We start from the raw sequence: 21,198 nt of genomic DNA, 5'->3' as shown, positions 1-21,198 counted from the left end.
CCCCCGGCGACCCGTGGTGCATCCGTGATCCGATTCGACAACGTCTCCAAGGTCTACCCCAAGCAGACCCGCCCCGCACTCAGGGATGTCTCCCTGGAGGTGGAGAAGGGCGAGTTCGTGTTCCTCGTGGGGTCCTCCGGCTCCGGAAAGTCCACCTTCCTGCGGCTGCTCCTCCGCGAGGAGCGGTGCAGCCACGGCCAGGTGCATGTGCTGGGCAAGGACCTCGCGCGCCTCTCCAACTGGAAGGTGCCGCAGATGCGCCGCCAGCTGGGGACGGTGTTCCAGGACTTCCGGCTCCTGCCGAACAAGACCGTCGCGGAGAACGTGGCCTTCGCCCAGGAGGTCATCGGCAAGTCCCGCGGCGAGATCCGCAAGTCCGTGCCGCAGGTGCTCGATCTCGTCGGGCTCGGCGGCAAGGAGGACCGGATGCCGGGCGAGCTGTCCGGTGGTGAGCAGCAGCGCGTGGCCATCGCGCGGGCCTTCGTCAACCGGCCCAAGCTGCTGATCGCCGACGAGCCCACCGGCAACCTCGACCCGCAGACCTCCGTCGGCATCATGAAGCTGCTCGACCGCATCAACCGGACGGGCACCACGGTCATCATGGCGACGCACGATCAGAACATCGTGGACCAGATGCGCAAGCGCGTCATCGAGCTGGAGAAGGGCCGCCTCGTCCGCGACCAGGCCCGCGGCGTCTACGGCTACCAGCACTAAGCAAGTTCACGACGGAAAGGCTCGACCAGACGCCATGCGCGCCCAGTTCGTCCTGTCGGAGATCGGTGTCGGTCTCCGCCGCAATCTGACGATGACCTTCGCCGTCATCGTCTCCGTCGCCCTCTCCCTGTCCCTCTTCGGCGGCTCGCTGCTGATGAGCGACCAGGTGAGCACCATGAAGGGCTATTGGTACGACAAGGTCAACGTCTCGATCTTCCTGTGCAACAAGCACGACGCCGAATCGGACGTCAACTGCGCCAAGGGCGCGGTCACGGCGGACCAGAAGAAGCAGATCCTCGATGACCTGAACAAGATGACGTCGGTCGTCGAGAAGGTCTCCTACGAGTCGCAGGACCAGGCGTACAAGCACTACAAGGAGCAGTTCGGCAACTCCCCGCTGGCCGGATCGCTCACGCCGGACCAGATGCAGGAGTCGTACCGGATCAAGCTCAAGGACCCGCAGAAGTACCAGGTCATCGCGTCGGCCTTCAACGGACGCGCCGGCGTGCAGTCCGTGCAGGACCAGAAGGGCATCCTGGACAACCTCTTCACGCTGCTGAACCTGATGAACCGGGGCGCGCTCGGCGTGATGGCGCTGATGCTGATCGTCGCCCTGCTGCTGATCGTCAACACCGTGCGTGTCTCGGCGTTCAGCCGCCGGCGTGAGACCGGGATCATGCGGCTGGTCGGCGCCTCGGGCTTCTACATCCAGGCGCCGTTCATCGCCGAGGCCGCGGTCGCCGGGCTCATCGGCGGCGGGCTCGCCTGTGTGGCCCTCGTGGTCGGCCGGTACTTCACGATCGACCACGGCATGGCCCTGTCCCACAAGCTCCAGCTCATCAACTTCGTCGGCTGGGACGCGGTGTTGACCAAGCTGCCGCTGATCCTCGCCACGAGCGTGGTGATGCCGTCGCTGGCGGCGTTCTTCGCGCTGCGCAAGTACCTGAAGGTGTGACGCATGCCAAGAGGGCCGTACGGGCATCCGGCCGTACGGCCCTTCGCGTTGTCCTAGACTCACCGCCATGTCAGGCCGAGAGCTGTGCGGAGACCTGTTCAGCCAGCCCCGTCGCATCCGCCGCGGGGCCGCCCTGACATTGGTCTTCGCCGGCGTTCTGGTCGCCGGCGCCGCCACCGGCTCCTTCCCGGAGACCGGTACCCCCGCGCGCAGGGCCGCCTCCGGGCCGGTGCCGTCGGCCACCCGGCACGAGGACGTGCAGAAGGCCGCCGCCGAGGCGATGGCCGACGGCAAGTCCCCGATGGAGGCCGCCGAGCGGGCCGTCAGCCGCAGCGGGGACCGCTGGGGCGCCGTCTACTCCGAAGGCGAGTACCAGGAGTTCCAGGACGCCCTCGACGGCCGGTACACCGGCGTCGGGCTGTGGGCGCGCAGCGACCGGGACGGCCGGATCGAGGTGACCAAGGTGCAGCCCGGCTCGCCCGCCGCCGAGGCGGGGGTCCGCACGGGCGACCGGCTGCGCAGCGTCGACGGCCGCAAGGTCGACGGACGGCCGGTCACCGAGGTCGTCTCCTTACTGCGCGGCGACGCCGACGACGCGGCCGCCGGTACGACCGTCACCCTGGGTCTGCAACGCGGCACGCGCGCGTGGACCGAGAAACTGCGCCGGGCCAGCCTGTCCACCCACTCCGTGACGGTGAGCAGACTGCCCGGCGGGGTCACCGTCATCAAGATCGCCGCGTTCACCAAGGGCACCGGGGACGCCGTCCACGCCGCGGTACGGCAGGTGCCGGCCGACGGCGGGATCGTCCTGGACCTGCGCGGCAACTCCGGCGGACTGGTCACCGAGGCGGTGGAGACCTCCTCCGCGTTCCTCGACGGCGGCCTGGTCGCCACCTACGACGTCGACGGCGCCCCGCGCTCGCTGCACGCCGAGCCCGGCGGCGACACCGCCCGGCCGCTGGTCACCCTGGTCGACGGCGGCACGATGAGCGCGGCCGAGCTGCTCACGGGGGCCCTGCAGGACCGGGGCCGTGCGGTGGTGATCGGCTCGCGCACCTTCGGCAAGGGCTCCATCCAGATGCCGACGAAACTCCCTGACGGCTCGGTGGCCGAGCTGACGGTCGGCCACTACCGCACTCCCTCCGGCCACACCGTCGACGGCCGGGGCATCACCCCGGACCTGGAGGCGGCGCCGGGCGAGTCCCTGCGGCGGGCCCAGACCGTGCTCACGGGCCTGGGCAACCCCTCGTAGCCCCGTGTTAATCGGCTGTACGCATGGCCCCTCCGTAGTGCGAAAATGGTCGGCACTATGAGCAAGGGAATGTACGTACCGAAGGAGTCCCAGCCCAAGCAGGGCGGCGGGGCCGCCAAGGCCAGGGACGGCGAGAAGGGCGGCAAGCGCAAGATCGTCGCCCAGAACAAGAAGGCCCGGCACGACTACGCGATCATCGACACCTACGAGGCCGGGCTCGTGCTCATGGGCACCGAGGTCAAGTCGCTGCGCGAGGGGCGGACCTCGCTGACCGACGGCTTCGTCCAGATCGACCGCGGTGAGGCGTGGCTGCACAACGCCCACATCCCCGAGTATCACCAGGGCAGCTGGACCAACCACTCCGCGCGCCGCAAGCGCAAGCTGCTCCTGCACCGCGAGGAGATCGACAAGCTGGAGTCGAAGTCCCAGGAGACGGGTCACACGATCGTGCCCCTCGCCATCTACTTCAAGGACGGCCGGGCGAAGGCCGAGATCGCCCTCGCACGGGGCAAGAAGGAGTACGACAAGCGGCAGACGCTGCGGGAGAAGCAGGACCGGCGGGAGTCGGACCGGGCGATCGCGGCGGCGAAGCGCAGGCAGCGCGGCATGTAGCCGGCCGGCCGCCGGGGAATAGGCTGGCATCGTCGTGCGTTGGTCACGTACGATGGCAGTGCACTCCACGGAGAGTGCGGCACCCTCCATACGGAGGGATTGAAAAATCAACATGGGGATGATCGGTTTCGACAGCGGCTGTCGAAGCAGGGGAAGCGTGTCGAGGAAGCGGCAATGATCTCGTAAACCATATGTCGCAAAAAATAATCGCCAACACCAAGCGCGATTCCTTCGCCCTCGCTGCCTAAGCAGCGACTTGCGAAGTGTCAGCCCGGGGCTGTTCCCGACCCGGATCCTGGCATCAGCTAGGGAACTAAACCTCTAGACCCGGTCACGGGGCGTAGAGGGAAATCAAACAGTGACTGAGCCCGTCGGAGACTTGTCCGCGTGATCTCCGGGGCCGAGAAAAGCGAAGCGGACTGCACACGGAGAAGCCCTGATTCCGCACCGTTGGACGCGGGTTCGATTCCCGCCATCTCCACCAAGCCCCTCCGGGGGTTCACCCCATGTGGGCAACGGCCCCGTCGCTTTTCAGCGGCGGGGCCGTCGTCATGGGCAGCCGTACCGCTGGGGCTGCACCCGGCCGGCGCCGGTGAGTGTGGCCAACCCGAGGGCGAGGGCAGCGGCGGCCACGGGTACGGCGTACGCGGAGACGGGGGAGAGGTGCTCCGCCGTCCAGCCCCCCGCCGCCGAGCCGCAGGCGATCCCGGTGAGCAGGGCGGTCACCATCAGGCTCATCCCTTCATTGAGCCGGTCGGCCGGGGTCCGCCGCTGCACCAGCGTCATCGCCGTCACCATCGTCGGCGCCGTCGCCATGCCCGCGACCAGCAGCGCGCCCGCCAGCGTCCACAGCGAGCCGGTGAGGCCGGCGGCCGCCCACGGCAGTGTCATCAGTACGGCCATCCCCGTCAGGCAGTGGCTCAGCCGCAGCCCTGTCGGCTTCAGCGCGCCGTACGCCAGACCCGCCGCGCACGACCCCGCCGCCTGCAGGGCGAGCACGGCGCCGGCCGCCGACCGGTGTCCCTGCGCGTCGGCGTAGGCGATCGTGACGACCTCCATCGAGCCGAACACCGCGCCGGTTGCGAGGAAGCAGGCCAGCAGCGGCGGGATGCCGGGGCTGCGCAGCGGCGAGGGCGCCTGTGAGCGGGCCCGCGGCGGTGGCTCGGTGGCTCGCTGGGCGGTGAACAGCAGCATGCCGGACAGCAGCAGCACGGCGCCGGTGAGCGTGCCCGCCTCCGGGAAGAACGTGCCGGTGAGGAAGGAGGCCAGCACCGGGCCGAGCATGAAGCACAGTTCGTCGGCGGCCTGCTCGAAGGAGTTGGCGGTGTGCAGCGCGCCGGGCTCGTCGCGCAGCAGGTGGGCCCAGCGGGCGCGGGAGAGGCCGCCGATGTTCGGGGTGGTCGCGGTGAGGGCGTAGGCGGCGAAGAGCGTCCAGTCCGGGGTGCCGTGGCGCACGCACAGCAGCAACGCGAGGCTGCCGAGCACGGACGCGAGCGTGGCCGGTACGGCGATGCGGGCCTGCCCGTGCCGGTCGACGAGCCGGGCGATCCAGGGCCCGGCCAGCGCGGTCACCGCGAGACCGGTCGCGGTGACGGCACCGGCCAGGGCGTACGAGCCCCGCGACCCGGCGATCATCACGACGGCGCTCACGCTGAACATGCCCATGGGCAGCCGGGCGAGGAGGTTGCCGGTGGTGAAGGCGCGGGTGCCGGGGAGGCGGAAGAGGCGGCGGTAGCTGTGGGTGGTGGATATGACCGAGGGCATGGAGCCACCCTCGCCCTCGGTGGATCAAGGGGTCCAACACCTTCTCCGCGCTGATTCACTCACCTGTGTTGTAAGTTCACGGCCATGCCCGCCCACCTGGACCCACGACTCCTGCGCGCCTTCGTCGTCGTCGCAGAGGAGTTGCACTTCACCCGCGCCGCGGCCCGCCTGTACGTCGCCCAGCAGGCGCTCAGCAGGGATGTGCGGCGCCTGGAGCGGGAGTTGGAGGTGGAGCTGTTCGTGCGGACGACCCGGCAGGTGACGCTGACCGCGGACGGTACGCGTCTGCTGCCGCACGCCCGGCGGGTCCTCGCCGCCCAGGACGACCTGCTCGCCGCCTTCGGTCCCGGCCAGTCCCGCCCGCTGCTGGTGGACCTCAACACGCCGGGCCTGGTCACCGGCCGCCGGGTGCTGCACCGGGCTCGTGAACTGGCCCCCGAGTGCGAGCTGCTGGCCCGCTACGAGAGTGGCCTGACCGGAGCCGCCGGCGAACTGCTGGCCGGCCGGCTGGACGCCTCCTTCGGCCGTTTCACCGGCCTGGACCCGGCGCTGCGGTCCGCGCTGGAGCAGCAGCCGGTGCGCTACGAGCCGATGGCCGTCGTACTGCCCGAGGACCATCCGCTGGCCCCCCTCGCCGAAGTGCCCCTGGCCGCGCTGGCCGGCGAGACGGTGTACGCCGGCGCCGGGAACCCGCGCACCCTGGAGTGGACCGACCTGGCGGGACGGCTCTTCGAGGGACGCGGCATCCGGCTCGCCGCCCCCCTTCCGCCGGCCTTCGGGGACGAGGAGTTCGAGCGGATCATGGCCAAGACCCGCCACCCCGTGCTGGCGGTGGTGGACTTTCCGCCGATGCCCCGCACGGTGCGCCGGGCCCTCGTCGACCCCGTCCCGCTGTCGCCGGTCTCCCTGGTGTGGCGGAAGGGACTGGTCCATCCCGCACTGGACGCGCTGCGCCGGGCGGCGGCCGAGCTGGCACGGGCTCAGGGGTGGCTGCGGCGGCCCGCCGGGAGCTGGATGCCGGCCGCCGATGCGGATGTCATGCACACGACTGGATGACCCTCACCGGGCACGGGGGCGGTGAGTGAGAGCAACGTTCCCTTGCGGTCATTCACAGCCACAGGCAGGAAACGCGCCCTCCCTACCTTCGGGCTGAGTCAGTCGATGGCAGGTCGACGGCAGACCGAGCAGCCGGAGCCCCGTGGAGGCGTGATGACAGCCCCAGCCCCAACAGCCCCAACCCGTCGCAGTGGCCGCTGGATCGAGCGCTGGGACCCGGAGGACGAGGGATTCTGGAAGGCGACCGGGCAGAAGGTCGCCAACCGGAACCTCTGGTTCTCCGTCCTCTCCGAGCACATCGGTTTCTCCGTCTGGGCCCTGTGGTCCGTCCTCGTCCTCTTCATGGGCCCGGCGTACGGTCTCACCCCCGCCGACAAGTTCCTGCTGACCTCGATGGTCACGCTCGTCGGCGCCGTCGTCCGCATCCCCTACACCTTCGCCGTCGCCGTCTTCGGCGGCCGTAACTGGACGATCATCTCGGCGAGCCTGCTGCTGATCCCGACCGTGGCCGCGTTCGTGGTGATGGAGCCGGGAACGTCCTTCACCACCTTCCTCCTCGTCGGCCTGCTGGCCGGCATCGGCGGCGGCAACTTCGCCTCCTCCATGACCAACATCAACGCCTTCTTCCCGCTCAGGAAGAAGGGCTGGGCGCTGGGTCTGAACGCGGGCGGCGGCAACATCGGCGTGCCGGTCATCCAGCTGGTCGCCCTCGCCATCATCGGCGCGAGCGGCGGCCCGCGCGTCCTGCTCGGGATCTACATCCCGCTGATCGTCGTCGCCGCCACGCTCGCCGCCCTCTTCATGGACAACCTGGCGACGGTGAAGAACGACACGGGCGCGGCCAAGGACGCCGCGAAGGACGCCCACACCTGGATCATGTCCTTCCTCTACATCGGCACCTTCGGCTCCTTCATCGGCTACAGCTTCGCCTTCGGCCAGGTCCTGACGAACCAGTTCGGCCGTACGCCCCTGCAGGCCGCCTACCTGACCTTCATCGGCCCGCTGCTCGGCTCCCTGATCCGTCCCGTCGGCGGCTGGCTCGCCGACCGTTACGGCGGTGCTCGCATCACCCTGTGGAACTACGTCGGCATGGCCGCCGCCACCGCCGTGCTGATCGTCGCCAGCATGCAGAAGTCGCTGCCGCTGTTCGTGTCCGTCTTCGTCGTCCTGTTCGTGCTCAGCGGGCTCGGGAACGGGTCGACGTACAAGATGATCCCCGGCATCTTCCAGGCCAAGGCCCTGGCGAAGGGGCTGACGGGAGAGGCCGCCGCAGCCCACGGCCGCCGCCTCTCCGGCGCCTCCATGGGCCTCATCGGCGCCGTCGGAGCGCTCGGCGGAGTCGGCATCAACCTGGCCTTCCGCCAGTCCTTCCTGTCCTACGGCTCCGGCACCGGCGCATTCGTCGCCTTCCTCGCCTTCTACGGCGTCTGCTTCGCGGTGACGTGGGCCGTATACCTTCGCCGCCCGGCCGGGCAGGAACAGACGGAGCCCACAGCTGAGGCAAAGCAGCAGCTCAGCTACGTGGAAGTGTGACGTAACACCGGTGACATCAAGCCGAACCGAGCCTGTCACGCGCCGTTGACAGGCTCGATTCGCGCGCCGGTCAGCTAGGAGAGCCCCATGTACGACGTAGAGCAGCATTCCGAGCACGGTCCGCTCGCGGGATTCACCGTGGGCGTCACCGCCGCGCGCCGTGCCGACGAGCTGGGCGCCCTGCTCCAGCGGCGCGGTGCAGCGGTCCTGCACGCCCCCGCCCTGCGTATCGTGCCGCTGGCCGACGACGGCGAACTCCTCGCCGCGACCAAGGAGATCATCGACCAGGTGCCGGACGTGGTCGTGGCCACCACGGCGATCGGCTTCCGGGGCTGGATCGAGGCCGCCGACGGCTGGGGCCTGGGCGAGCAGCTGCTCGGACGGCTGCGCGGCGCGGAGCTGCTGGCCCGGGGACCCAAGGTCAAGGGAGCGATCCGGGCGGTCGGCCTGACCGAGGAGTGGTCCCCGTGCTCGGAGTCCCTGGCCGAGGTCCTGGACCGCCTGCTGGCGGAGGGCGTCGACGGCCGCCGCATAGCCGTACAGCTGCACGGCGAACCGCTCCCGGGCTTCGTCGAGTCCCTCCGGGCCGGCGGAGCGGAGGTCGTCCCGGTCCCGGTGTACCGGTGGATGCCCCCGGAGGACATCACGCCGCTGGACCGGCTCCTGGACGCGGCCGTGTCCCGGTCCCTGGACGCGCTCACGTTCACGAGCGCCCCCGCGGCGGCGTCCCTGCTGGAGCGGGCGGAGACCCGAGGCCTCCTGCCGGACCTGCTGTCGGCGCTCGCCCACGACGTCCTGCCGGCCTGCGTGGGCCCGGTGACCGCCCTTCCGCTCCAGGCGCAGGGCGTGGACACGATCCAGCCGGGACGCTTCCGCCTGGGCCCCCTCGTCCAGCTCCTGTGCCAGGAACTCCCGGCCCGCGCCCGCGCCCTGCCGATCGCCGGCCACCGGGTGGAGATCCGCGGCCACGCGGTCCTGGTCGACGGCGCGCTGAAGCCGGTCCCGCCGGCCGGCATGTCCCTGCTCCGGGCCCTGTCCCGCCGCCCCGGCTGGGTCGTCCCCCGGGCGGACCTCCTGCGCGCACTGCCGGGCGCGGGCCGCGACGAACACGCCGTGGAAACGGCGATGGCCCGTCTCCGCACGGCGCTGGGGGCGCCCAAGCTGATCCAGACGGTGGTCAAGCGCGGGTACCGGCTGGCGCTGGACCCCGCCACGGACGCGAAGTACGCGGACGCGTGAGCCGGAGCCCGGTCACCTGGGCGGAGTTCCTGGCGTACGCGGCGGAAGCGGCAGGCTGAGCTGGTACCAGGTCCCCGGCCTGCCCCCGACCTCGGACGGGTCGGCCGGTCCGACCGCGAGGAAGCCGGCTTTCGTCAGCACCCTCCGGGACGCGGTGTTCTCCAGGGCCGTGGCCGCCCTGACCGTGTGCAGTCCATGGCGTTCCGCCGCCGGCCGGCACAGTTCCCGGACGGTCGCCGTCGCCACGCCGCGGCCGGTGACGTGCCGGGCGACCCGGTAGCCGAGTTCCGCCGTGCCGTCGGTGATGTCGACCAGGTTGAACCTGCCCAGCACCGAACCGTCCTCGGCGACGAGCACGTGGAAGGCGCAGACGCCGGCCTCCTGCTCCGCCAGCAGGGCGTCGTACCGCTCGGTGAACTGCTCGAAGTACGCGTCACCCCGGTCGGAGACCGAGGCCGCGAAGTAGGCGCGGTTCGCCAGCTCGAAGGCCAGGACCGCCGGGGCGTGGCAGGCGTGCAGCCGCTGCAGCTCGGGCATCGTCCGACTGTACCCACCGAAGTGCCCCCAAGACGTCCGGCCGCCGTACGACGTTGGGGGGACCGCGGCACAGCAACGGGCCGAGCGGCGAGGGGTCGTGGCCCGTCGCGGGGGGTGCTCGGTTCGCCACTCGGGGCTCTTCCTCCACCGTCCGGGCCTTGCCGCCCCGCCCGGCCGCGCACGTGCGACCTCGGGTGCTCCGGGGTGCCGGGTGTGCGCTCTGCCGGATGTTTTCGGCCGGGCGTCAGGCTGACGCCGGACGGTGGTGGGGAGGCGCCGCACCCGGAGACGGGGCGGCCGGCACTCGGGGGGACGAGGATGACACGCTGGCGGCCCCTGCCGGATTCGCTGCCGAGAGAGTGCCGGCACCTGGTCGGGCAACTGCGCCTGCTGAAGGGCCGTACCGGACTCAGCCTCGCCGAACTGGCCCGGCGGACCGCGTACAGCAAGTCGTCCTGGCAGCGGTATCTCAGCGGGTCCAAACTGCCGCCGAGGGGAGCGGTGCAGGTGCTGTGCCGACTGGCGGGAGCGGATCAGGCGCGGCTGCTGGCGCTGTGGGAGCTGGCCGGACAGGCATGGCCGCAGGGCGCGCCGGAGCCCGTGCCGCCGCCGGAGTCCGCAGTGCTGCGAGAGTTCGCGGCGCCGCCGGAAGCCGAAACCGGGACCGGGGGCGAGCCGCAGCCGTGCGGCGCCGGGCACGGGCGGTGGCGGACGGCGGCGCTGGCCGCGTTCGCCGTCGGCGTGCTGCTGGGGGCGGGGCTGCTGTGGGCGCTGCCCCGTAGGGCGGGGGACCGTACGATCGCCCGCCCGCGGGCCGGCCGTGTGCTCAGCCGAGCTTGTCGTAGTACGCGAGCCGCCATGGACCGGAGCCCTTGATCCGCACCCGGTACTTGCCGCCGATCCGCTTGAAGGTGACGTTCCGTGCGTCGCCCTTGTACGTGACGACGCCGCCGGAGGACGGGCCGACGAGCCACCGCTGGGCGAACGCCCAGCTCTGGTCGGTGACGACACCGTCGTCGTCCGAGAGGTGGTAGTGCTCCTGCCACCACTGGGTCGCCGATTCCGTCTCCGGGCCGAACGAGCCGTCGATCTGGCTCTTCTTGAAGCTGTGCCAGTCGCCGTCGTCGTCCTGCCACTGGGCGCCGTCCGCGTACAGGACGGTCTCCCACAGGGCCGTGGCGTTGCTCTGGGCGTAGTCGTCGAGGCCGAGGTCCTCCTCGTCCTGCCAGTCGTCGGTGACGGCGCCGCCGCCGTCGATGCCGTGGTACGAGGCGGCGTTGGCGGTGGGCGCCAGGGCGATGCCGGTGGCTCCGGCGCCCAGCAGCGCGGCCGTCGCCAGCGCGACGATCCGGGTGCGCGTGCTCATGAACGTTTCCTTTCTGGGCCGCCGTCCCCCCGGGTCTTCTCTGGGGCGGCTCGCGGTGCTTTCGCAGGACAAAGACTCGCGGCCGTGAGCGGGGGCGGCGAGGGCCGACGGGGTATCCGGACCGGACGGGGACGACCCGCGCTTCGGGCTGCGCGGTCCCCGCCGGGGACGGGCCGGACGGAGAACCCCGTGGGCCGGGGGACGGCGCGGTGACGGCCGGGTCGTGCCCCGGGCGGTACGAGGGGTTCCGGAGACGTCTGCGGGCAGGCACTGTGAAGAGGAGACCCCACGCTTCCTGCCTAGGCGGTGACAGGCGCATGGCACTGGGTACGGCCACGTCCCCGTACGAACTGCGGTTCGACGCCGGACGGATCTGTCTCGATCTCCTCGCGACCACGCATCCGGTCGAACGGCTGGACGGCGTGGAGGCGTTGTGCGGGTGGATCGGCGGGGCCGGGCTGGTGCCGGAGGGGACGGAGCTCGGTCACGCCGACGCCTCCTGGCTCGTGGGGTTCCGGGAACTACGGGCGCACATCGGGCAGTTGGTGCCCGACTCCCGCGTGCCGGACTCGTCCTCGCAGGCGCGGGCGCTCGGACGGGTCAACGAAGCCGCCCGTCCCGCGCCTCCGGCCCTGCGTGCCGTATGCCGTGAAGGGGGCGGTCTGGTGCGGGAGTTGGCCGACCCGCCGACCTGCGCGGCGCTGCTCGCGCTCGTCGCGCGGGACGCCGTGGAGCTGCTCACCGATCCCGTCGCTCGGGCGGCCGTGCGGGAGTGCGAGGGGGACAACTGCCCGCTCGTCTACCTGGACACCTCCCGGGGGCGGCGCCGGCGATGGTGCTCCAGTGAGGTCTGCGGCAACCGGGAGCGGGTGGCCCGGCACCGGCGGCGGGCCGCTCTCGCCCGAGCGTGATTTCCGTTACAGCGAGTTTCGGTGGCTGGTACACGGGCATCTCCCGGGAGCCCCCGGCGATGTGTCGGAAATGTAAAGATCAGGCGGTGGGATTATGCGTGCATGTCCCGCTCGTCACGTCACTCCGAAGAAATCTGTCACCTCCGTTTGAACACCGCGCCGCTTCTCTCCGTACGGGTGGGCGAGCGACCGACTGGGGGAACCCCCGGACACCGGAGGTGGGCGTGCGCAAGGATGCGGCCGTGGCCAATGAACGTGGATCGAGGGCCCGACATCGCATGTCCTCACAGCCCTCGGAACCTGACGAGGAGTTGATGCGTGCCCTGTATCGAGAGCACGCCGGACCCTTGCTCGCGTATGTCCTGCGCCTCGTCGCCGGTGACCGGCAGCGCGCCGAGGACGTCGTACAGGAAACGCTCATCCGTGCCTGGAAGAACGCCGGTCAGCTCAATCGGGCGACCGGTTCGGTACGCCCCTGGCTGGTGACGGTCGCACGCCGCATCGTCATCGACGGCCACCGCAGCCGGCAGGCCCGGCCGCAGGAGGTCGATCCGTCGCCGCTGGAGGTCATCCCCGCGGAGGACGAGATCGACAAGGCGCTGTGGCTGATGACGCTGTCGGACGCGCTCGACGACCTGACCCCGGCCCACCGGGAAGTGCTCGTGGAGACGTACTTCAAGGGGCGTACGGTCAATGAGGCGGCCGAGACGCTGGGTATCCCCAGCGGCACGGTGCGCTCTCGGGTGTTCTACGCCCTGCGATCGATGAAGCTGGCACTGGAGGAGCGGGGGGTGACGGCGTGATGAGCAGCGGATACGGGGGGATGCAGGGATTCGGGGCAGGTGGTCCGGGTATGTCTGGGCCTATGAACCCCCCATCGGGATCTTCGGTGCCGAACGAGCACGAGACCGTCGGCGCCTACGCCCTCGGAATTCTCGACGACGCCGAGGCAACCGCTTTTGAAGCGCACCTCGCCGGCTGTGAATGGTGCGCCCAGCAGCTGGACGAGCTGGCCGGGATGGAGCCGATGCTGGCCGCGCTCGCGGATCTGCCGGGCTCCGGCAGCACCCCCGCGATCGGCGACTCGCTGTCCGCCAGGCCCGGCCCGCGGCTGGCGGAGAAGCTGGTCGACGAGGTGGCGGAGAAGCGCGCCCAGAAGCGGCGGCGCTCCTTCTACATGATCGCCGCGGCGGCCGCGCTGATCATCGCCGGGCCGCTGGCCGCGGTGGCGGTCAACAGCGGCTCGGACGGGGGCGGGAGCCAGGTCGCCGCCTCCAGCGCCCAGACCACGTTCTCCGCCATGCCCGACAAGAAGTCGGGCACGGACCCGTCGTCCCAGGTCAGCGCCACCGTCGGCATGGCGCAGAAGGACTGGGGCACCCAGGCGGTCCTGGAGCTGAAGAACGTCAAGGGCCCCCTGAAGTGTTCGCTGGTGCTCGTCGCGAAGAACGGTCAGCGCGTGACCATGTCGTCGTGGTCGGTGCCGGACTGGGGCTACGGCATCCCGAACGGGAAGACCCCGGAGTCCAGGAAACCGCTCTACATCGGCGGTGCGGCGGCCTTCAAGCCGAACGAGATCGACCACTTCGAGGTCGTGACCTTCGAGGGCAAGAAGCTGGTGCAAGTGGACTCGTAGCTTCGACGGGCCCCCTTCGCGTACGGTTGACGGCTGCCCAGCACGTCAGAAGGGGGCCCGGTGGCCGCTCAGGTTCAGCAGTCCGCGGTCGGCTCGGTACACGACGCACACGATTCCGTCCGTGACCGGGAGATCAGCGTCGAACAGGAACACCTGGACCGGGTGTACCGGCGGCTGGAGGAGAAGATCCACGAAGCAGAGTTCCTGATGAACGACGCGGCCAAGCGCGGCCAGGTCGGCACCCCGGGTGCGCTGGCCGAGCGGGACGCGCAGGTCTTCCGGGCCGGCATCCACCTCAACCGGCTCAACAACGAGTTCGAGGACTTCCTCTTCGGGCGGATCGACCTGCTGCTCGGGAAGGACGGGAAGAAGGGACCCGACGGCGCGTACACGGCGGTCGAGCCCGCGGAGGGCGCGGTCCGGCCCGACAACACCGCCGACATCGCCGAGACGCTGCACATCGGCCGCATCGGCGTCCTCGACGAGGACTACTCCCCGCTGGTCATCGACTGGCGGGCACCGGCCGCCGCGCCCTTCTACCGCTCCACCCCGGTCGATCCCGGCCGGGTCGTACGACGCCGGGTCATCCGGTCCAAGGGACGCCGGGTCCTCGGCGTCGAGGACGATCTGATGCGGCCCGAGCTGACCGCCCGCCTCGACGGCCGCGAACTGCCCGTCATCGGCGACGGCGCCCTCATGGCCGCCCTCGGCCAGGCCCGCAGCCACACCATGCGGGACATCGTCTCCTCCATCCAGGCCGAGCAGGATCTCGTGATCCGCGCCCCCGCCGCCTCCATCACCCATGTGGAGGGCGGTCCGGGCACCGGCAAGACCGCCGTCGCCCTGCACCGCGCGGCCTACCTGCTCTACCAGGACCGCAGACGCTACGCGGGCGGCATCCTGATCGTCTCGCCGACCCCGCTGCTCGTGGCCTACACCGAGGGCGTGCTGCCCTCGCTCGGCGAGGAGGGCCAGGTCGCGATCCGTGCGATCGGCTCGCTGGTCGACGGTGCCGAGGCCACCGTGTACGACTCCCCGTCCGTGGCCCGCGCCAAGGGCTCGTACCGCATGCTGAAGGTGCTGCGGAAGGCCGCCCGGGGCGCGCTGGAGCTGGGGCCCACGGCTCCGGTGCGGGACGAGGACGCCGGGCCGCAGACGGTCACCGGGGCACCGGCCCGGCTCCGCGTCGTCGCCTTCGGGCGCCGTCTGGAGCTGGAGGCGCAGGAACTGGAACGGATCCGCCGTACCGCGCTCGGCGGCACCGCGCCCGTCAACCTGCTCCGGCCGCGCGCCCGCAAGCTGCTCCTGGACGCCCTGTGGGCCAGGTCCGGAGCGGCCGCCCGGCACACCGACCCGGAGCTGGCCGCCGAGCTGCGCTCCTCCTTCGACGAGGACGTCACGAGCGAGGACTCCTTCCTCGCCTTCCTCGACGCCTGGTGGCCGGAGCTGACGCCGAGGGCGGTGCTCGCCGCGATGGCCGACGAGAAGCGGCTCGGCCGCTGGGCCCGCCGCATCCTCAACCCCGGCGAGATCCGCAAGGTGGCCCGGTCGCTCCAGCGCGACGGCCTCTCCGTGCACGACATCGCCCTGCTGGACGAGCTGCAGGCGATCCTCGGCGCCCCGGCCCGCCCGAAGAAGCGGCGTGAGCTGGACCCGCTGGACCAGCTCACCGGCCTGGAGGAGCTGATGCCGGTGCGCGAGGAGACCCAGCGGGAGCGGGCCGAGCGGCTCGCGCAGGAGCGCACCGAGTACGCGCACGTCATCGTGGACGAGGCGCAGGACCTCACGCCGATGCAGTGGCGCATGGTCGGCCGCCGTGGCCGGCACGCCACCTGGACGGTCGTCGGCGACCCGGCCCAGTCCTCCTGGTCCGACCCGGACGAGGCGGCCGAGGCCCGCGACGAGGCCCTCGGTACCCGCCCCCGGCGCCGCTTCCAGCTCACCGTGAACTACCGCAACCCGGCCGAGATCGCCGAGCTGGCCGCCAAGGTGCTCGCGCTCGCCATGCCCGGCTCCGAGGCGCCCAGGGCGGTGCGGTCCACCGGGGTCCAGCCGCGCTTCACGGTCGTACCCGAGTCGCTGGGGCGCACCGTGCGGGCCGAGGCCGAGCGGCTGCTGGACCTCGTCGACGGCACGGTCGGCGTGGTCGTCGCCATGAACCGGCGTGAGGAGGCCCGGCGCTGGCTGGCCGGGCTCGGCGACCGGGTGGTGGCGCTCGGCAGCCTGGAAGCCAAGGGCCTGGAGTACGACGCCACGGTGGTCGTGTCCCCGGCCGAGATCGCCGACGAGTCCCCGGCCGGCCTGCGCGTGCTGTACGTGGCGCTGACCCGGGCCACGCAGCAGCTGACGGTGGTCTCGGGGGAGCGGGACGAGCCGGACGCCGCCGGGGTGCCGGATCTGCTGAGGGACTGACTTTTCTGTGAACTCCCCGCGGGGGGAATGGTCCTCGGCATCCGTTTGTTAGCCTGGAGACGGCACCGGCCCGATCCAAGCCCCCGGGCCCAACCTTTGTCCCTGCGAGGGACCACTTGCCGCGAGGCGAGCATGGCGGGTCGGTGTCGTAAGCGTGGGAGGCCCACGTCACGAATGTGACGTGGGCCTCTTTCTTTGCCACGCACGACCCTTCCCCCGTCTGATTGTTTCTCGTATGGTGGAAGTGATTTTCCGAAACTGCGCGCCTGGCCGTGCGCCTGCTGTGAACAAAACGTCCGCAATGCCGGGCGACTATCACGTACTCACGGGTAGGTGCGACGATCGGACGGCACAACTCGCGACACGGTGAAAGCAGAGGAAGTCGGCCATGGCAACGGCGCCCAGCGTCTCCTACTCGATGACCATCCGGCTGGAGGTGCCCGCGAGCGGAACCGCCGTCTCGCAGCTCACCACCGCCGTGGAGTCCTCCGGAGGCTCGGTGACCGGCCTCGACGTCACCGCGTCCGGACACGAGAAGCTCCGTATCGACGTCACCATCGCGGCCGCCTCGACCGCGCACGCCGAGGAGATCGTCGAGCAGCTGCGCGGCATCGAGGGCGTCACCCTCGGCAAGGTCTCCGACCGTACGTTCCTGATGCACCTCGGTGGCAAGATCGAGATGGCGTCGAAGCACCCCATCCGCAACCGTGACGACCTCTCCATGGTCTACACGCCCGGTGTGGCCCGCGTCTGCATGGCGATCGCCGAGAACCCCGAGGACGCCCGCCGGCTGACCATCAAGCGCAACTCCGTTGCGGTCGTGACGGACGGCTCCGCCGTGCTCGGCCTCGGCAACATCGGACCCAAGGCGGCCCTGCCCGTCATGGAGGGCAAGGCGGCCCTCTTCAAGCGCTTCGCCGGCATCGACGCCTGGCCGATCTGCCTGGACACCCAGGACAGCGACGCGATCGTGGAGATCGTCAAGGCGATCGCCCCCGGGTTCGCCGGCATCAACCTGGAGGACATCTCCGCGCCCCGCTGCTTCGAGATCGAGGCCCGGCTGCGCGAGGCCCTCGACATCCCCGTCTTCCACGACGACCAGCACGGCACCGCCATCGTCGTCCTCGCCGCCCTGACCAACGCCCTGCGCGTCACCGACAAGGCGATCGAGAACATCCGGGTCGTCATGTCCGGTGCCGGCGCGGCCGGGACGGCCATCCTCAAGCTGCTCATCGCGGCCGGCGTGAAGAACGCCGTCGTCGCCGACATCCACGGTGTCGTGCACGCCCGCCGCGAGGACCTGGTGAACGCCCCCGCCGACTCGCCGCTGCGCTGGATCGCCGACAACACCAACCCCGAGGGCCTCACCGGCACCCTGAAGGAAGCCGTGCGCGGCGCCGACGTGTTCATCGGTGTCTCGGCTCCCAATGTGCTGGACGGCGCCGACGTGGCCGCCATGGCCGACGGTGCGATCGTGTTCGCGCTCGCGAACCCCGACCCCGAGGTGGACCCGGCAATCGCCCGTCAGACGGCGGCCGTTGTGGCCACCGGCCGCTCCGACTTCCCCAACCAGATCAACAACGTGCTGGTCTTCCCGGGCGTCTTCCGTGGCCTGCTGGACGCCCAGTCCCGCACCGTCAACACCGAGATGATGCTCGCCGCCGCGAAGGCCCTGGCCGACGTGGTGACCGAGGACGAGCTGAACCCGAACTACATCATCCCCAGCGTCTTCAACGACAAGGTCGCGGGCGCGGTCGCCGGAGCGGTCCGCGAGGCGGCGAAGGCGGCCGGGGCGACGGTCTAGTCGCCCGGTGAAGGAAAAGCGGCGGCCGGGCGTCGGCCGGGTGACGGCGTACCGTACTGTGCAAGGGCTGTGAGGATCACCACGGCGGCCCCTGCACCGGCGCGTCGTGGAACCAGCTGATGCCGGGCGCGCTCTAGGGTGACGCCGAGCGGGCGCCTTTCGTGTGACTCCCCAGGGTGTTCTCACGACTCCTACGGGTGCCGGATTGGCTTTACCGCCGCAGGTAGGGGCAGGATGCGTCCCTGGGCGCGAGCGCATCGGCATCGCAGTGCCTCGGGCGGATCCGCCGCGTGGCACACCCCAACGGCAAGAAATACACGGGAGTAACAACATGAACCGCAGTGAGCTGGTGGCCGCGCTGGCCGACCGCGCCGAGGTGACCCGCAAGGACGCCGACGCCGTGCTGGCCGCGTTCGCCGAGACCGTCGGCGAGATCGTCGCCAAGGGCGACGAGAAGGTCACCATCCCGGGCTTCCTGACCTTCGAGCGCACCCACCGTGCCGCTCGCACCGCGCGCAACCCGCAGACCGGCGAGCCCATCAACATCCCCGCCGGCTACAGCGTGAAGGTCACCGCGGGCTCCAAGCTCAAGGAAGCGGCCAAGGGCAAGTAAGCGCAAGCGCTCCGCTTCGGGCGCCGGGTCCACCGGAGCGCCGTTCTGCCGGAGCGCCGTGGGTGACTGCGGGCCGCCGGTGGCTGGTCGCGCAGTTCCCCGCGCCCCCCTCGGGGCGCGCCGCAGCCGACGATGTCCAAAGGGCGGCCCCCCTCTTGCCGAGGGGGGCCGCCCTTCAGGCGTGTACGAAGGCTAGCCCAGCGCCTTGCCCGGCAGTTCCACCTTCGCGCCCAGTTCCACGAGCTTCTCCATGAAGTTCTCGTAGCCGCGGTTGATGAGGTCGATGCCGTGGACTCGGGACGTGCCCTCGGCGGCCAGGGCCGCGATCAGGTACGAGAAGCCGCCGCGCAGGTCGGGGATGACCAGGTCGGCACCCTGCAGCTTGGTGGGGCCGGAGACGACCGCGGAGTGCAGGAAGTTGCGCTGGCCGAAGCGGCAGTCGGAGCCGCCCAGGCACTCGCGGTACAGCTGGATGTGGGCGCCCATCTGGTTGAGGGCCGAGGTGAAGCCGAGGCGGGACTCGTAGACCGTCTCGTGGATGATGGACAGGCCCGTGGCCTGCGTGAGCGCCACGACCAGCGGCTGCTGCCAGTCGGTCTGGAAACCGGGGTGGACGTCCGTCTCCAGCGCGATGGACTTCAACTGGCCGCCGGGGTGCCAGAAACGGATGCCCTCGTCGTCGATCTCGAAGGCGCCGCCCACCTTCCGGTAGGTGTTCAGGAACGTCATCATCGAGCGCTGCTGGGCGCCGCGGACGTAGATGTTGCCGTTGGTCGCGAGCGCCGCGGACGCCCAGGAGGCGGCCTCCAGGCGGTCCGACAGGGCGCGGTGGGTGTAGCCGCCGAGCTTGTCCACACCGGTGATGCGGATCGTGCGGTCGGTGTCCATCGCGATGATCGCGCCCATCTTCTGCAGCACGCAGATGAGGTCCTCGATCTCCGGCTCGACGGCCGCGTTGGACAACTCGGTTACGCCCTCGGCGAGTACGGCCGTCAGCAGCACCTGCTCGGTCGCACCGACGGACGGGTACGGCAGCCGGATCTTCGTTCCGCGCAGCCGCTGCGGCGCCTCCAGGTACTGCCCGTCGGCCCGCTTCTCGATCGTCGCGCCGAACTGCCGCAGCACGTCGAAGTGGAAGTCGATGGGCCGGCCGCCGATGTCACAGCCGCCGAGACCCGGGATGAACGCGTGGCCGAGACGGTGCAGGAGAGGGCCGCAGAAGAGGATCGGGATACGACTCGACCCCGCGTGGGCATCGATGTCAGCCACGTTGGCGCTCTCGACGTGCGTCGGGTCGAGCACCAGCTCGCCGGGCTCGTCGCCCGGACGGACCGTCACCCCGTGCAGCTGGAGCAGGCCGCGGACGACCCGCACGTCACGGATGTCGGGGACGTTGCGCAGTCGGCTCGGCGCGCTGCCCAGCAGGGCGGCGACCATGGCCTTCGGTACGAGGTTCTTCGCACCGCGGACACGGATCTCGCCCTCCAGCGGGGTTCCGCCGTGGACAAGCAGGACATCGTCGTTGACGGTCATGTATCTCGCGTTCCGATGAGTTGGGCAGGGGCCGGCCGATCACTGTGCGCAGGGGCCGGGAAGACAGGGTAATCGCCGATTACCCCCCGTCCGTAAGCCCGAGTACCACCCAGACACGTCATAGCTGTGTCACAACACGAACCGTTTTCTTTCGGGCACATGGGGTCACCGCTCGCGGTGTGCGCCCGGAGTGCTTCCCCGCTCCCTGAGCTGCGTTCACTCCGGCACGCCGATTGGCTCCCCACCGAAGGGGAAGATGCGGGATCATGTCTGGCATGACCGAGGTGTCCTCGCTCACAGGGCGGCTGCTCGTGGCCACTCCCGCCCTGGCGGACCCGAACTTCGACCGCGCGGTGGTGCTCCTTCTCGACCACGACGAGGAGGGTTCCCTCGGCGTCGTCCTCAACCGCCCCACCCCGGTGGACGTGGGTGACATCCTGGAGGGCTGGGCCGACCTCGCCGGCGAGCCCGGTGTCGTCTTCCAGGGCGGCCCCGTCTCGCTCGACTCGGCGCTCGGCGTCGCGGTCATCCCGGGCGGCGCGAACGGCGACCTCGCCCCGCTCGGCTGGCGCCGGGTGCACGGCGCGATCGGCCTGGTCGACCTGGAAGCCCCGCCCGAGCTGCTCGCCTCGGCCCTCGGGTCCTTGCGGATCTTCGCCGGATACTCCGGCTGGGGCCCCGGCCAGCTGGAGGACGAGCTGGTCGAGGGCGCCTGGTACGTGGTCGAGTCGGAGCCCGGGGACGTCTCCTCGCCGGCCCCGGAAAGACTCTGGCGCGAGGTCCTGCGCCGCCAGCGCAACGAGCTGGCGATGGTGGCGACGTACCCGGACGACCCGTCGCTCAACTGATGCGTGTGAGCTTCAGTACCCTTGGCGATATGAGCACTCTTGAGCCCGAGCGCGGGACTGGTACGGGGACCCTCGTAGAGCCGACGCCACAGGTGTCCCACGGCGACGGCGACCACGAGCGCTTCGCCCACTACGTCCAGAAGGACAAGATCATGGCGAGCGCCCTCGACGGCACCCCCGTCGTGGCGCTGTGCGGCAAGGTCTGGGTGCCGGGCCGCGACCCGAAGAAGTACCCCGTGTGCCCCATGTGCAAGGAGATCTACGAGTCCATGGGCAGCGGTGGCGAGGACAAGGGCGGCGACAAGAAGTAGACCCTGACGGTCTGCCCGCCGGTCCCGGTTTTCGCAGGGCCCCCGGGGTGCGCGTGCGAGACGCGCACCCCGGGGGCCTTCATGCTTTCCGGTCACGAGGTG

General features: G+C 70.8%; 20 protein-coding genes and 1 other RNA gene. 17 read left to right on the top strand and 4 right to left on the bottom strand.

What is annotated here, in order from left to right; genetic code table 11:
* Positions 1–24: 24 nt before the first annotated feature.
* The 5 genes from ftsE to ssrA all read left to right on the top strand — a co-directional run bounded on the left by ftsE (position 25) and on the right by ssrA (position 4,017).
* Entirely contained in the window at positions 25–714 is a 690-nt protein-coding gene (gene ftsE, locus ACZ41I_RS37850) for a cell division ATP-binding protein FtsE (protein WP_363213874.1), read from the top strand.
* Between the two features lie 34 nt (positions 715–748).
* Positions 749–1,669 carry a permease-like cell division protein FtsX gene (gene ftsX / locus ACZ41I_RS37845; protein WP_363213875.1) on the top strand — a complete coding sequence of 307 codons (921 nt, stop codon included), beginning with the start codon at positions 749–751 and terminating at the stop codon, positions 1,667–1,669.
* Positions 1,670–1,736: 67 nt separating this feature from the next.
* The gene (locus ACZ41I_RS37840; protein ID WP_468516280.1) at positions 1,737–2,921 is read left to right on the top strand and encodes a S41 family peptidase; all 1,185 of its coding nucleotides are present in this window, start codon (positions 1,737–1,739) and stop codon (positions 2,919–2,921) included.
* Between the two features lie 69 nt (positions 2,922–2,990).
* A complete protein-coding gene (smpB, locus tag ACZ41I_RS37835; RefSeq protein WP_363213937.1) occupies positions 2,991–3,533 on the top strand; it encodes an SsrA-binding protein SmpB in 543 nt (180 codons plus the stop codon).
* Positions 3,534–3,647: 114 nt separating this feature from the next.
* Positions 3,648–4,017: a transfer-messenger RNA gene (gene ssrA / locus ACZ41I_RS37830) on the top strand.
* 65 nt (positions 4,018–4,082) lie between these two features.
* Here the strand turns inward: ssrA and ACZ41I_RS37825 are convergent.
* Positions 4,083–5,297 (bottom strand): MFS transporter, encoded by a 1,215-nt coding sequence (locus tag ACZ41I_RS37825; RefSeq protein WP_468516279.1) that lies wholly within the window; start codon positions 5,295–5,297, stop codon positions 4,083–4,085.
* An 84-nt stretch (positions 5,298–5,381) separates the two neighbouring features.
* Here ACZ41I_RS37825 and ACZ41I_RS37820 point away from each other — a divergent pair, with 84 nt between their 5' ends.
* The 3 genes from ACZ41I_RS37820 (at position 5,382) to ACZ41I_RS37810 (ending at position 9,125) form a co-directional block, all read left to right on the top strand.
* On the top strand, positions 5,382–6,353 hold the full coding sequence (locus ACZ41I_RS37820) for a LysR family transcriptional regulator (RefSeq protein ID WP_468319843.1): 972 nt from the start codon (positions 5,382–5,384) through the stop codon (positions 6,351–6,353).
* A 153-nt stretch (positions 6,354–6,506) separates the two neighbouring features.
* The gene (locus ACZ41I_RS37815) at positions 6,507–7,886 is read left to right on the top strand and encodes a nitrate/nitrite transporter (RefSeq protein ID WP_363213879.1); all 1,380 of its coding nucleotides are present in this window, start codon (positions 6,507–6,509) and stop codon (positions 7,884–7,886) included.
* 87 nt (positions 7,887–7,973) lie between these two features.
* Entirely contained in the window at positions 7,974–9,125 is a 1,152-nt protein-coding gene (locus tag ACZ41I_RS37810) for a uroporphyrinogen-III synthase (RefSeq protein ID WP_363213880.1), read from the top strand.
* A gap of 12 nt (positions 9,126–9,137) precedes the next feature.
* Here ACZ41I_RS37810 and ACZ41I_RS37805 read toward each other — a convergent pair whose 3' ends face one another.
* The gene (locus tag ACZ41I_RS37805; protein ID WP_468516278.1) at positions 9,138–9,662 is read right to left on the bottom strand and encodes a GNAT family N-acetyltransferase; all 525 of its coding nucleotides are present in this window, start codon (positions 9,660–9,662) and stop codon (positions 9,138–9,140) included.
* A 318-nt stretch (positions 9,663–9,980) separates the two neighbouring features.
* Between ACZ41I_RS37805 and ACZ41I_RS37800 the strand changes: the two genes are divergently transcribed.
* Complete coding sequence (locus ACZ41I_RS37800) at positions 9,981–10,538, top strand: helix-turn-helix domain-containing protein (protein ID WP_363213882.1); 558 nt, start codon at positions 9,981–9,983, stop codon at positions 10,536–10,538.
* Here ACZ41I_RS37800 and ACZ41I_RS37795 read toward each other — a convergent pair.
* A complete protein-coding gene (locus ACZ41I_RS37795; RefSeq protein ID WP_363213883.1) occupies positions 10,489–11,028 on the bottom strand; it encodes a peptidoglycan-binding domain-containing protein in 540 nt (179 codons plus the stop codon). The two genes, ACZ41I_RS37800 and ACZ41I_RS37795, sit on opposite strands and share 50 nt — an antisense overlap.
* A 317-nt stretch (positions 11,029–11,345) precedes the next feature.
* Here ACZ41I_RS37795 and ACZ41I_RS37790 point away from each other — a divergent pair, with 317 nt between their 5' ends.
* The 6 genes from ACZ41I_RS37790 to ACZ41I_RS37765 all read left to right on the top strand — a co-directional run bounded on the left by ACZ41I_RS37790 (position 11,346) and on the right by ACZ41I_RS37765 (position 18,404).
* Positions 11,346–11,939 (top strand): CGNR zinc finger domain-containing protein, encoded by a 594-nt coding sequence (locus tag ACZ41I_RS37790; RefSeq protein WP_468516277.1) that lies wholly within the window; start codon positions 11,346–11,348, stop codon positions 11,937–11,939.
* A 218-nt stretch (positions 11,940–12,157) separates the two neighbouring features.
* Entirely contained in the window at positions 12,158–12,742 is a 585-nt protein-coding gene (locus ACZ41I_RS37785; RefSeq protein WP_030167252.1) for a sigma-70 family RNA polymerase sigma factor, read from the top strand.
* 50 nt (positions 12,743–12,792) lie between these two features.
* On the top strand, positions 12,793–13,575 hold the full coding sequence (locus ACZ41I_RS37780) for an anti-sigma factor family protein (RefSeq protein ID WP_363213885.1): 783 nt from the start codon (positions 12,793–12,795) through the stop codon (positions 13,573–13,575).
* A gap of 60 nt (positions 13,576–13,635) precedes the next feature.
* Positions 13,636–15,987 (top strand): HelD family protein, encoded by a 2,352-nt coding sequence (locus ACZ41I_RS37775; RefSeq protein WP_363213886.1) that lies wholly within the window; start codon positions 13,636–13,638, stop codon positions 15,985–15,987.
* A 388-nt stretch (positions 15,988–16,375) separates the two neighbouring features.
* A complete protein-coding gene (locus ACZ41I_RS37770; RefSeq protein ID WP_363213887.1) occupies positions 16,376–17,791 on the top strand; it encodes an NAD-dependent malic enzyme in 1,416 nt (471 codons plus the stop codon).
* Between the two features lie 331 nt (positions 17,792–18,122).
* Positions 18,123–18,404 carry an HU family DNA-binding protein gene (locus ACZ41I_RS37765; protein WP_023550134.1) on the top strand — a complete coding sequence of 94 codons (282 nt, stop codon included), beginning with the start codon at positions 18,123–18,125 and terminating at the stop codon, positions 18,402–18,404.
* 192 nt (positions 18,405–18,596) lie between these two features.
* Here the strand turns inward: ACZ41I_RS37765 and murA are convergent, their stop codons facing one another.
* Complete coding sequence (gene murA / locus ACZ41I_RS37760; protein WP_031159434.1) at positions 18,597–19,937, bottom strand: UDP-N-acetylglucosamine 1-carboxyvinyltransferase; 1,341 nt, start codon at positions 19,935–19,937, stop codon at positions 18,597–18,599.
* A 275-nt stretch (positions 19,938–20,212) separates the two neighbouring features.
* On the opposite strand from murA, the gene ACZ41I_RS37755 reads away from it, so the two are divergent.
* Positions 20,213–20,785, top strand: coding sequence for a YqgE/AlgH family protein (locus tag ACZ41I_RS37755; protein ID WP_363213888.1), 573 nt, complete (start codon positions 20,213–20,215; stop codon positions 20,783–20,785).
* Between the two features lie 29 nt (positions 20,786–20,814).
* A complete protein-coding gene (locus tag ACZ41I_RS37750; protein WP_191870597.1) occupies positions 20,815–21,096 on the top strand; it encodes a DUF3039 domain-containing protein in 282 nt (93 codons plus the stop codon).
* Positions 21,097–21,198 lie beyond the last annotated feature (102 nt).

This window comes from Streptomyces sp. NPDC030799, assembly GCF_055572255.1.
This window is presented reverse-complemented; position numbering and strand designations above follow the sequence as displayed.

Excerpts from the sequence above, each read along its gene's own strand:
- ftsX (WP_363213875.1), top strand. The coding sequence starts at position 749 with ATGCGCGCCCAGTTCGTCCTGTCGGAGATCGGTGTCGGTCTCCGCCGC.
- smpB (WP_363213937.1), top strand. The coding sequence starts at position 2,991 with ATGTACGTACCGAAGGAGTCCCAGCCCAAGCAGGGCGGCGGGGCCGCC.
- ACZ41I_RS37765 (WP_023550134.1), top strand. The coding sequence starts at position 18,123 with ATGAACCGCAGTGAGCTGGTGGCCGCGCTGGCCGACCGCGCCGAGGTG.
- murA (WP_031159434.1), bottom strand. The coding sequence starts at position 19,937 with ATGACCGTCAACGACGATGTCCTGCTTGTCCACGGCGGAACCCCGCTG.
- ACZ41I_RS37840 (WP_468516280.1), top strand. The coding sequence starts at position 1,737 with ATGTCAGGCCGAGAGCTGTGCGGAGACCTGTTCAGCCAGCCCCGTCGC.
- ACZ41I_RS37795 (WP_363213883.1), bottom strand. The coding sequence starts at position 11,028 with ATGAGCACGCGCACCCGGATCGTCGCGCTGGCGACGGCCGCGCTGCTG.
- ACZ41I_RS37825 (WP_468516279.1), bottom strand. The coding sequence starts at position 5,297 with ATGCCCTCGGTCATATCCACCACCCACAGCTACCGCCGCCTCTTCCGC.
- ACZ41I_RS37810 (WP_363213880.1), top strand. The coding sequence starts at position 7,974 with ATGTACGACGTAGAGCAGCATTCCGAGCACGGTCCGCTCGCGGGATTC.
- ACZ41I_RS37815 (WP_363213879.1), top strand. The coding sequence starts at position 6,507 with ATGACAGCCCCAGCCCCAACAGCCCCAACCCGTCGCAGTGGCCGCTGG.
- ACZ41I_RS37790 (WP_468516277.1), top strand. The coding sequence starts at position 11,346 with ATGGCACTGGGTACGGCCACGTCCCCGTACGAACTGCGGTTCGACGCC.
- ACZ41I_RS37750 (WP_191870597.1), top strand. The coding sequence starts at position 20,815 with ATGAGCACTCTTGAGCCCGAGCGCGGGACTGGTACGGGGACCCTCGTA.
- ACZ41I_RS37755 (WP_363213888.1), top strand. The coding sequence starts at position 20,213 with ATGACCGAGGTGTCCTCGCTCACAGGGCGGCTGCTCGTGGCCACTCCC.
- ACZ41I_RS37805 (WP_468516278.1), bottom strand. The coding sequence starts at position 9,662 with ATGCCCGAGCTGCAGCGGCTGCACGCCTGCCACGCCCCGGCGGTCCTG.
- ACZ41I_RS37820 (WP_468319843.1), top strand. The coding sequence starts at position 5,382 with ATGCCCGCCCACCTGGACCCACGACTCCTGCGCGCCTTCGTCGTCGTC.
- ACZ41I_RS37800 (WP_363213882.1), top strand. The coding sequence starts at position 9,981 with ATGACACGCTGGCGGCCCCTGCCGGATTCGCTGCCGAGAGAGTGCCGG.
- ACZ41I_RS37780 (WP_363213885.1), top strand. The coding sequence starts at position 12,793 with ATGTCTGGGCCTATGAACCCCCCATCGGGATCTTCGGTGCCGAACGAG.
- ACZ41I_RS37770 (WP_363213887.1), top strand. The coding sequence starts at position 16,376 with ATGGCAACGGCGCCCAGCGTCTCCTACTCGATGACCATCCGGCTGGAG.